At 70.9% G+C, this 11,477-nt stretch carries 1 protein-coding gene (running past one end of the window); it reads left to right on the plus strand.

Annotation, left to right across the window (positions count from 1 at the left end; translation table 11 throughout):
- Positions 1 to 11,477 carry part of the coding region annotated (locus ABZX40_RS05410) for an amino acid adenylation domain-containing protein (RefSeq protein ID WP_355741750.1) on the plus strand (this coding region is incomplete at its 3' end). The annotated region extends 6,306 nt beyond the left edge of the window, so 11,477 of the 17,783 annotated nt are shown.

The raw sequence follows: 11,477 nt of genomic DNA on the forward strand, positions 1-11,477 counted from the left end.
GTGCGGGCGCTGTTCGAGGCGCCGACGGTCGCCGGTCTCGCGGCCCGCCTCACCGAGAGCGGCGGCCCGGCCCGTACGGCACTGCGGGCCGCCACCGCCCGCCCGGAGCGGGTACCCCTGTCCTTCGCGCAGCGACGGCTCTGGTTCCTCGCCCAGATGGAGGGACCCAGCGCCGCCTACAACATCGCCGTGCCGGTCCGGGTGAGCGGGGTCGACGCGGGAGCGCTGGGCGTGGCCCTGCGGGATGTGATCGGACGCCATGAGTCGCTGCGGACGGTGTTCGCGGCGGTGGACGGCGAGCCGTACCAGCGCGTCCTGGGCATGGCCGAGCTGGACTGGCGGCTGGAGGTCACCGAGGTCGCGCGCGAGAACCTGGCCGAAGCGGTGGACCGGGCGTCCCGGCACCCCTTCGACCTCTCCGCCGAACTCCCCCTCCGCGCCTGCCTGTTCGAGTCATCCCCGGACGAGCAGATCCTGCTCGTGGTCATGCACCACATCGCCGGTGACGGCTGGTCCATGGGCCCCCTGGGCCGCGACCTCTCCACCGCCTACGCGGCACGCCTGCGCGGCCGGGCCCCGGTCTTCCAGCCGCTGCCGGTCCAGTACGCGGACTACGCCCTCTGGCAGCGCGACCTGCTGGGCGAGGACTCCGACCCGGCGAGCCTGCTCTCCACCCAGGTCGAGTACTGGCGGAACGCACTCGCCGGAGCCCCGGAGGAACTCCCCCTCCCCACGGTCCGCCCCCGCCCCGCCGTCGCCAGTCATCTGGGATACCGGGTACCCCTCCAGATCCCGGCCGAGGTGCACCGGCGGCTGGTGGAGCTGGCCCGCGCCGAGGGCGCGACCCCGTTCATGGTCCTCCAGGCCGCCCTGGCGACCACCCTGTCGAGGCTGGGCGCGGGCACCGACGTCCCCATCGGCTGCGGCGTCGCGGGCCGCACCGACGAGGCCCTGGACGACCTGGTCGGCTTCTTCGTCAACACCCTCGTCATCCGCACCGACCTGTCCGGCGACCCCGAGTTCCGGCAGGTACTGGCCCGGGTCAGGGAGGCCAGCCTCGGCGCGTTCGCCCACCAGGACGTCCCCTTCGAGCGCCTGGTCGAGGAACTCGCCCCCGAACGCTCCATGTCCCGCCACCCCCTCTTCCAGGTGGTCCTCACCCTCCAGAACATCGAACGCGCCGAACTGGACCTGCCCGGCGTCCGCACCGGCTCGCTCCCGGCGACCGAGGCCGCCGTCGTCACCTCCATCAAGGGTGACGTCGATGTGATGGTCGGCGAACTCTTCGACCGGGACGGCCGCCCGGCGGGCCTGCGCGGCATGCTGACGGTGTCGGCGGACCTCTTCGACGAGCCCTCCGCCACCCGGTTCGCCGACTGGTTCACCCGGGTCCTGGACACCACGACCACCACCCCCGAGACCCACCTCACCGCGGTCGACCTGCTCACCCCCGCCGAACGCGACCGCATCCTCGGCACCTGGAACACCACGGAGCTGCCGGACGCGTCGGTGGTGGACCTGTTCGAGCGGCGGGCCACGGCTGCCCCGGACGCGGTGGCGGTGACCGGCGAGGGCACCGAACTGTCGTACGGCGAGCTGAACGCGGCGGCGAACCGACTGGCCAACCATCTGCGGGGCCAGGGTGTCGGCCCGGAGACGGTCGTGGGCCTGCGGCTGCCGCGTGGCCCGGAGCTGGTCACCGCGATGCTGGGCGTGTGGAAGGCGGGGGCGGCGTATCTCCCGATCGACGGGCAGCTTCCGGCCGAGCGGGTGGAGTTCATGCTCGCGGACGCGGGTGTGTCCGTTGTCCTCGGCGTGGAGGATCTGCACCAGCCCGGTGAGTCGCCGGACGCTCCTGGCGTCACCGGCGACCTGGCGTATGTGATCTACACCTCCGGCTCGACGGGGACCCCGAAGGGAGTCGCGGTCTCGCACGCCGGACTGGCGAACCTGGTGACGGCCCAGGGCGAGCGGTTCGCCGTCGATGAGGCCGCCCGGGTGCTCCAGTTCGCGTCGGTGGGCTTCGACGCGGCGGTGTCCGAGGTGTGGGTGACCCTGTGCGCGGGCGGGGTACTGGTCGCGGGTTCGGCCGAGGAACTGGACTCGGGCGCGGGTGTCGCGGGTGTGGTCGCCCGTCATGGGGTGACCCATGTGACCCTGCCCCCGGCGGTACTGGGCGCCTTGGGCGCCGATGACCTGGCAACGGTGAGGACGCTGATCTCCGCCGGCGAGGCACTGGACGCGGGCCTGGTGGAACGCTGGGCACCGGGTCGCCGCCTGGTGAACGCGTACGGCCCGACCGAGGTGACGGTGTGTGCCTCCATGTCCGAGCCACTCGCCCCCGGCGACGAACCGACCATCGGCGCCCCGATGGCCAACACGCGGGCGTACGTCCTGGACGAGGGACTCCGGCCGGTCCCGGTCGGTGTGACGGGTGAGCTGTATGTATCGGGCGCGGGGCTGGCGCGAGGCTATGTGAGCCGTGCCGCGCTGACCGGCGAACGGTTCGTGGCGTCCCCGTTCGAGGCAGGTCAGCGGATGTACCGCACCGGCGACCTCGCGCGCTGGACGGCGGAGGGTCGACTCGTCTTCGGTGGCCGTGCCGACGACCAGGTCAAGGTGCGCGGCTTCCGTATCGAGCCCGGTGAGATCGAGACGGCACTGCTGTCCCACCCCGAGGTGACCCAGGCCGCGGTGGTGGCCCGTGAGGGCGTCCTGGTGGCGTATGTCGTCCCGGCCGAGCAGGAGGTCGACCGGCTGCGGGACCTGGTGGCATCAAGGCTGCCCGAGTACATGGTCCCGTCCGCCTTCGTGCCCCTGGACGAACTGCCGCTGACGGTCAACGGCAAACTGGACCGCAAGGCGCTCCCCGCCCCGGAGTACCGGGCCGGGGAGGGGCGGCGCCCGGTCACCGTGCAGGAGGAGATCCTGTGCGCGGTCTTCGCCGAGGTGCTCGGACTGGAGACGGTCGGGGTCGACGACAGCTTCTTCCGGCTCGGCGGCCACTCCCTGCTGGCGATCCGCCTGGTCTCCCGGATCCGTGCCGTGCTGGACGTGGAGGTCGAGGTCCGGACACTGTTCCAGGCACCGACGGTGGCGGGGCTGGCGGCAGCTCTCGCCGAGGGCGGCGGCCGGGCCCGTACGGCACTGCGCGCCGCGGTGGAGCGGCCGGAGCGGGTGCCGCTGTCGTTCGCCCAGCGACGGCTGTGGTTCCTCGGCCAGTTGGAGGGGCCCAGCCCCACCTACAACCTCTCCCTCCCGATCCGGCTCAGCGGTGCCGACACCGCCGTACTGGACGAGGCGCTGCGGGACGTCATCGGGCGGCACGAGTCGCTGCGGACGGTCTTCGGGGCGGTGCAGGGCGAGCCGTACCAGCGGGTCCTCGCCCCCGGTGACCTGGACTGGGAGCTTCAGGTCGTCGCCGCGGCCGGTGATCTGGACCGGGCCGTGGCGGACGCGTCCGCGTACGCCTTCGATCTGGCGTCGGAACTGCCGTTCCGGGCCTCGCTGTTCGAGTCATCCCCGGACGAGCAGATCCTGCTCGTGGTCATGCACCACATCGCCGGTGACGGCTGGTCCCTGGGCCCCCTGGTCCGGGACCTCTCCACGGCCTACGCGGCACGACTCGCCGGGCACGCCCCCGACTGGCAGCCGCTGCCGGTGCAGTACGCCGACTACGCGCAGTGGCAGCGGGAGGTGCTGGGCGAGGAGTCCGACCCGGCGAGTCTGCTGTCCACGCAGGTCGAGTACTGGCGGGACGCCCTCGCCGGGGCGCCGGAGGAACTCACGCTGCCCGTGGACCGCGCCCGACCGGCGGTCGCCGGTCACCTGGGACACCGGGTGGCGATCACGACCCCGGCCGAACTGCACCAGGGAGTCGTGGAGCTGGCGCGCGCCGAAGGCGTGACGGTGTTCATGGTGTTGCAGGCCGCGCTCGCGGTGACCCTGTCCCGGCTCGGTGCCGGAACCGACGTCCCGGTCGGCTCGGCGGTGGCGGGCCGGATGGATGAGGCGCTGGACGATCTGGTCGGGTTCTTCGTCAACACCCTCGTCATCCGGACGGATCTGTCCGGGGATCCGGAGTTCCGTGAGGTCCTGGGGCGGGTACGGGAGGCGAGCCTCGGGGCACTGGCCCACCAGGACGTGCCCTTCGAGCGCCTGGTCGAGGAACTGGCTCCGGGACGCTCGCTGGCCCGGCATCCGCTGTTCCAGGTCATGTTCACACTCCAGAACGCCGAGCAGGCGGGGCAGACGGGCCAGGCGGGGCAGGCCGGGCATGGGGGCCTGACCGGGGTGCGGGCGGCTCAGGGTGAGGAGGAGCGGCCGGGGCTGAGTGGGCCCTTGCTGGTTCCGGCCAAGTTCGACCTTGAGGTGGTCGTCGGCGAGCAGTTCGACGCCGAGGGCCGGCCGACCGGGTTGCAGGGCGCGCTGCTGGGATCGGCGGATCTCTTCGACGCCGGGTCGGTCGAGGTGATCGCGGAACGCTGGGCGCGCGTGCTGGCGGCGGTCACGGCGAGGCCGGAGACGCGGGTCGGGGCTGTGGAGATCCTTGGGGCGGGGGAGCGGGAGCGGTTGGTGGTGGGGTGGAACGACACCGAGGCTCCCGCGAACGAGGCGTCGGTGGTGGAGCTGTTCGAGGGGTGGGTTGCTTCGGCTCCGGGTGCGGTTGCGGTGGTGAGTGAGGGTGTGGAGCTGTCGTACGCCGATTTGGATGCGGCGGCGAATCGGGTGGCGCACTATCTGCGGGGTCGGGGGGTTGGGCCGGAGTCGGTGGTGGGGTTGAGGTTGCCGCGTGGTCCGGAGATGGTTGTGGGGATTTTGGGTGTGTGGAAGGCGGGGGCGGCGTATCTGCCGGTTGATGGGCAGCTTCCGGCTGAGCGGGTTGAGTTCATGCTCGGGGATGCGGGGGTGGGGGTTGTTCTCGGTGTGGGGGATCTGGATCAGCCGGGGAAGTCGGCTGTCAGGCCGGGTGTCGCTGGCGATTTGGCGTATGTGATCTACACGTCGGGTTCGACGGGGATGCCGAAGGGTGTTGCGGTCTCGCATGGCTCGCTGGCGAATCTGGTGTCGGTGTTCGGGCCTGTGATGGGTGCGGGCCCGGGTGTGGGTGTGTTGCAGTTCGCGTCGTTCAGTTTCGATGCGTCGGTGCTGGATGTGGGTGTGGCGTTGTCGTCGGGTTCGGCGTTGTGGATCGCGAGTGAGGAGCAGCGGGAGGAGCCCCGTCGTTTGGCGGAGTTGGAGGGGGTCCGCGCGGCGAGTGTGGTGCCGTCGCTGCTGGGCGTGCTGGAGCCGGCGGATCTGGCGCATGTGGGTCCGATTGTGGTGGGTGCGGAGACGGTCACTGAGGCGGTGGCGCGGACGTGGTCGGTGGGTCGGCGGCTGGTGCATGCGTATGGGCCGACCGAGAGCACGGTGATTGTGGCGGTCGGGGAGGTGGATGGTGGGCGGCCGGGTCCTGTGCCGTTCGGGCGGCCGATCGCCAATACGCGGGTGTATGTGCTGGATGAGGCGCTTGAGCCGGTTCCGGTCGGGGTCATGGGTGAGTTGTATGTGTCGGGTGCGGGTCTGGCGCGCGGGTATGTCAATCGTCCCGGGCTGACCGGTGAGCGGTTCGTGGCGTCGCCGTTCGAGGCTGGCGAGCGGATGTATCGGACCGGTGACCTGGCGCGCTGGACGGCCGATGGGCAGTTGGTGTTCGGTGGTCGTGCGGACGATCAGGTGAAGGTGCGTGGGTTCCGTATCGAGCCGGGTGAGATCGAGACCGTGCTGCTGTCGCACCCGGAGGTGGCCCAGGCCGCCGTGGTGGCCCGTGAGGGTGCCCTGGTGGCGTACGTCGTCTCATCGGCCCCGGACACCGCCGTACTGCGGGAACTGCTGGCGTCGCGGCTGCCGGAGTACATGGTCCCGGCCGCCTTCGTGGCGCTGGACGAGTTGCCGCTGACCGCGAACGGGAAGCTGGACCGGCGGGCGCTTCCGGAGCCGGAGTACGGCGGCATGGGGGCAGGCCGGGCTCCGGTCAGTGTGCAGGAGGAAGTTGTCTGCGCGGTGTTCGCCGAGGTACTGGGCCTGGAGTCGGTCGGTGTCGAGGACGACTTCTTCCGGCTGGGCGGGCATTCGCTGCTCGCGGTGTCGTTGGTGGAGCGGTTGCGCGGCCGGGGTGTGTCGGTGTCGGTGCGGGCGCTGTTCGAGGCGCCGACCCCGGCAGGGCTGGCGCGGGCGGCGGCGGTCGGGTCGGTGGAGGTGCCGGAGAATCTGATCCCGGCGGACGCCGAGCGGATCACGCCCGAGATGCTGCCGCTGGTGGAGCTGGCGCAGGATGAGATCGACCGGGTGGTCGGGACCGTCGACGGTGGCGCGGCGAACATCGCGGACGTGTACCCGCTGGCCCCGCTCCAGGAAGGCATGCTCTTCCATCACCTCATGTCCGGCGATGGCGCCGATATCTACCTCACCGTGCGGGTGGTGGAGTTCGAGTCGCGGGCGCGGCTGGATGAGTTCGCGGGTGCGTTGCAGCAGGTGGTGGACCGGCATGACATCTATCGGACCGGTGTGGTCTGGGAGGGTGTGCGGGAGCCGGTGCAGGTGGTGTGGCGGCGGGTCGTGCTGCCGGTGGTCGAGCATGTACTCGATGTGGAGGTCGGGGCGACCGAGCCCGCGGAGTGGGTGAACGCGCTGACCCGGGCCGGTGGTTCGGTGATGGATCTGCGGCGGGCGCCGCTGATGGATCTGCATGTCGCGGAGGTGGCGGACGGTCGCTGGCTGGGGCTGGTGCGGATGCATCACCTGGTCCAGGACCACCTGGGCATGGATGTGGTGCTGGAGGAACTGCGCGCGGTCCTGAACGGGCAGCTCGACCGTCTCGCTCCCGCCCTTCCGTTCCGGAACTTCGTCGCGCAGACGCGGTCGGTTCCGCGTGCCGAGCACGAGCGGTTCTTCGCCGGGCTGCTGGGCGATGTGACCGAGCCGACGGCACCGTACGGGCTGCTGGATGTGCGCGGTGAGGGCAGTGGTGTGGTGTCGGGTGTGGTGACCATGGACGGTGAGGTGGTCGAGGGGTTGCGGGAGGCGTCGCGGCGGCTCGGAGTCAGCACCGCCACGGTGCTGCATGTGGCCTGGGCGCGCGTGCTCGGCACCTTGGCGGGCCGCGACGACGTGGTCTTCGGCACCGTGCTCTTCGGGCGGATGAACGCCGGTGAGGGCGCCGACCGGGTGCTCGGCCCGTTCATCAACACGCTGCCCGTGCGGGTACGGACCGGAGAGGTCGGCGTACGGGCCGCCGTGGAACGGATGCGGGACGACCTCGCCGGTCTGCTGGAGCACGAGCACGCCCCCCTGGCGGTCGCCCAGCAGGCCAGCGGGATCGCCGGGAACACCCCCCTGTTCACCTCGCTCTTCAACTACCGGCACATCACCGACACCGCCACGACCCGCGACCAGACCGGCGACACCGAGGACCGTCCGGACTCGGTGCACGGCATCCAGACCGTCTTCATGGAGGAGCGGACCAACTATCCGCTGGTCGTGTCCGTGAACGACCGTGGCGCGGGCGGGCTGAGCCTGGGTGTGCAGACAGTGGACCTCCTCGACCCGCAGGCCGTGGGCCGGCTGCTGGCCACCGCCGTCGAGAACACCGTCACCGCGCTCACCATCGCCCTGGACGACGGCCCGGACACCGCCCTGCGCGAGGTGCTCATCCTCGATGAGCAGGAGCGCCGACGGGTCCTCGTGGACTGGAACGACACGGTGACGGAGGTGCCGGACGCGTCGGTGGTGGAACTGTTCGAGCGCTGGGCCACGTCCACTCCGGAGGCCCCGGCGGTTGTGAGTGAGGGTGTGGAGCTGTCGTACGCCGATTTGGATGCGGCGGCGAATCGGGTGGCGCATTATCTGCGGGGTCGGGGGGTTGGTCCGGAGTCGGTGGTGGGGCTGAGGTTGCCGCGTGGGCCGGAGGTGGTTGTCGGGATTCTGGGTGTGTGGAAGGCGGGGGCGGCGTATCTGCCGATCGACGGGCAGCTTCCGGCTGAGCGGGTGGAGTTCATGCTCGCGGACGCGGGTGTGTCCCTTGTCCTGGACCCCGATGGTCTGGAGCAGCCGGGGGAGTCGGGGCAGGCTCCGGGTGTTGCCGGTGATCTGGCGTATGTGATCTACACGTCGGGTTCGACGGGGACGCCGAAGGGCGTTGCTGTCTCGCATGCCGGTCTGGCGAATCTGGTGTCGGTGTTCGGGCCGGTGATGGGCGCGGGCCCGGGTGTGGGCTTGTTGCAGTTCGCGTCCTTCAGCTTCGACGCGTCGGTGCTGGACGTGGCTGTGGCGCTGTCGTCGGGTTCGGCGTTGTGGATCGCGAGCGATGAGCAGCGGGAGCAGCCGCAGCGGCTGGCGGAGCTGGAGGGTGTCACGGCCGCGAGTGTGGTGCCGTCGCTGCTCGGGGTGCTGGAGCCCGCAGACCTCGCGCATGTGGGTCCGATGGTGGTGGGTTCCGAGGCGATCAGTGAGGCGGTCGCGCGGGACTGGTCGGTGGGTCGCCGGCTGGTGCACGCCTACGGGCCGACCGAGAGCACGGTGATCGCGGCCATCAGTGAGGTGGATGGTGAGCGCTCGGGGCCGGTGCCGTTCGGGCGGCCGATCGCCAACACGCAGGTGTATGTGCTGGATGACGCGCTGGAGCCGGTGCCGGTCGGTGTGACGGGTGAGCTGTATGTGGCCGGTGCCGGTCTGGCGCGCGGGTATGTCAATCGCCCCGGGCTGACCGGTGAGCGGTTCGTCGCGTCCCCCTTCGACGCCGGACGGCGGATGTACCGCACGGGCGACCTGGCCCGCTGGTCGGCGGACGGGGAACTGGTCTTCGGTGGGCGGGCCGACCAGCAGGTCAAGGTGCGTGGGTTCCGGATCGAGCCCGGTGAGATCGAGGCCGTCCTGCTGACGCACGCCGATGTCGCCCAGGCCGCTGTGGTGGCCCGAGACGATGTGCTGGTGGCGTATGTCGTGCCCTCGGTCCAGGACGTGGACGCCCTGCGGGAGCTGGTCGCCGCCCGGGTGCCGGAGTACATGGTCCCGTCCGCCTTCGTGGCCCTGGACGAGCTGCCGCTGACCGCCAACGGGAAGCTGGACCGCAGGGCCCTGCCCGCGCCCGAGTACGCCACCGGTACCGGCCGGGCCCCGGCGACCGTGCAGGAAGAGATCCTGTGCGCGGTGTTCGCGGAGGTGCTGGGGCTGGAGTCGGTCGGGGTGGAGGACAACTTCTTCCAGCTCGGCGGTCACTCACTGCTGGCCGTGTCACTGGTCGAGCAGCTGCGTACGCGCGGGGTGTCGGTGTCGGTGCGGACGCTGTTCGAGTCGCCGACCCCGGCCGGGCTGGCGCGGGCGGCGGGTGCCGAGGCGGTGGTGGTGCCGGAGAACCTGATCCCGGCCGATGCCCAGCACCTCACCCCCGAGATGCTCCCGCTGGTGGAATTGGACCAGGCCGAGATCGCCCAGGTCGTCGCCTCGGTCGACGGCGGCGCCGCGAACGTGGCCGATGTGTACCCGCTGGCACCGCTCCAGGAAGGCATGCTCTTCCACCACCTCATGGCAGGTGGCGGCCAGGACGCCTATGTGACCGTGCGGGTCGTGGAGTTCGAGTCGCGGGCCCGGATGGAGGAGTTCGCGGGGGCCTTGCAGCAGGTCGTGGACCGGCATGACGTCTACCGCACGGGTGTGGTGTGGGAGGGCTTGCGCGAGCCGGTCCAGGTGGTGTGGCGGCGGGTCGTGCTGCCGGTGGTCGAGCACGCCCTGGACGCGGAGGTCACCGACCCCGCGGAGCGGGTGGACGCACTGGTGCGTGCCGTCGGATCGGCGATGGATCTGCGCCGCGCCCCGCTGATGGATCTGCATGTGGCCACGGTCGGCGAGGACCGGCTGCTCGGACTGCTGCGGATGCACCACATGATCGAGGACCACATGGGCATGGACGTGGTGCTCCAGGAGATGCGGGCGGTGCTGAACGGCCAGGTGGACCGGCTCGCCCCCGCCCTGCCGTTCCGCAACTTCGTCGCGCAGACGCGGTCGGTGCCGCGTGCCGAGCACGAGCGGTTCTTCGCCGGGCTGCTGGGCGATGTGACCGAGCCGACGGCACCGTACGGGCTGCTGGATGTGCGGGGTGACGGCAGTGGGCTGCGGGCCCAGATGCTGCCCGTCGCCGATGAGGTCGCCGGTGAACTGCTTTCGGTAGCAAGGCAGTTGGGGGTCAGTGCGGCGACCGTCCTGCATGTGGTGTGGGCGCGGGTGCTCGCGTCGCTCGCAGGGCGGGACGACGTGGTCTTCGGGACCGTCCTCTTCGGGCGGATGAACGCCGGTGAGGGCGCCGACCGGGTGCTCGGCCCGTTCATCAACACGCTGCCCGTCCGCGTACAGACCGGCCCGATCGGGGTACGGGCCGCCGTGGAGGGCATGCGGGACCAGCTCGCCGCCCTGCTGGAGCATGAGCACGCGCCGCTGGCGGTCGCGCAGCAGGCCAGCGGGATCGCGGGGAACACCCCGCTCTTCTCCTCCCTCTTCAACTACCGGCACACCGCCGGTGCCACCCGGCCCCCCACCGAGGACGCACCGGACCGTCCCGAGTCGGTGCAGGGCATCCAGACCGTCTTCATGGAGGAGCGGACCAACTATCCGCTGGTCGTCTCCATCAACGACCAGGATGCGGCCGGCCTCAGCCTGAGCGTCCAGACACTGGATGTGCTCGACCCGCGTGCCGTCGGCCTGATGCTGTGCACCGCCATCGAGAACGTCGTCGCCGCCCTGGCCGCGACCCTCGACGGAGGCCCGGACACCGACCTGCGCGAGATCAAGATCCTCGACGAGCAGCAGCGCGAGCGCGTACTTGTCGAGTGGGGTGGGTCTTCGTTGGTGGGTGCGGGTTCTGGTGTTGGTTCGTCGGTGTTGGGGTTGTTCGATGGGTGGGTTGGTGTGGATGCGGGTGCGGTGGTTGTGGTGGGGGATGGGGTGGTGGTGTCGCGGGGTGAGCTGGATGCGGCGGCGAATCGCCTGGCGCACTACCTGCGGGGTCGTGGTGTCGGGGTGGGTTCGGTGGTGGGGTTGTGTGTGCCGCGGGGTGTGGATGTGCTGGTGGGGATGTTGGGTGTGTGGCGGGCGGGGGCGGCGTTTTTGCCGATGGATGTGCGGTTGCCGGTGGAGCGGGTCGGCTTCATGGTGGAGGACAGCGGCGTATCGGTGGTGCTGACGGATGCGGTGATGGGCGGGGAACTCACCGGCCGGGTCGGTGATGCCGTTCAGGTGGTGGTGTGGGACGAGGTGCGGGAGGAGATTGAGGCGTGCTCGGGTGTGGCGCCTGATGTGGTGTTGGGGGGTGCGGATCTGGCGTATGTGATTTATACGTCGGGGTCGTCTGGGGTGCCGAAGGGTGTGGGGTTGACGCATGGTGGGGCGTTGAGTCTGGCGGTGGATCAGGTGGGTCGGTTTGGTGTGGTGTCTGGTTCGCGGGT

It is taken from the genome of Streptomyces sp. NPDC004610, assembly GCF_040609715.1.
GTDB lineage: Bacteria > Actinomycetota > Actinomycetes > Streptomycetales > Streptomycetaceae > Streptomyces.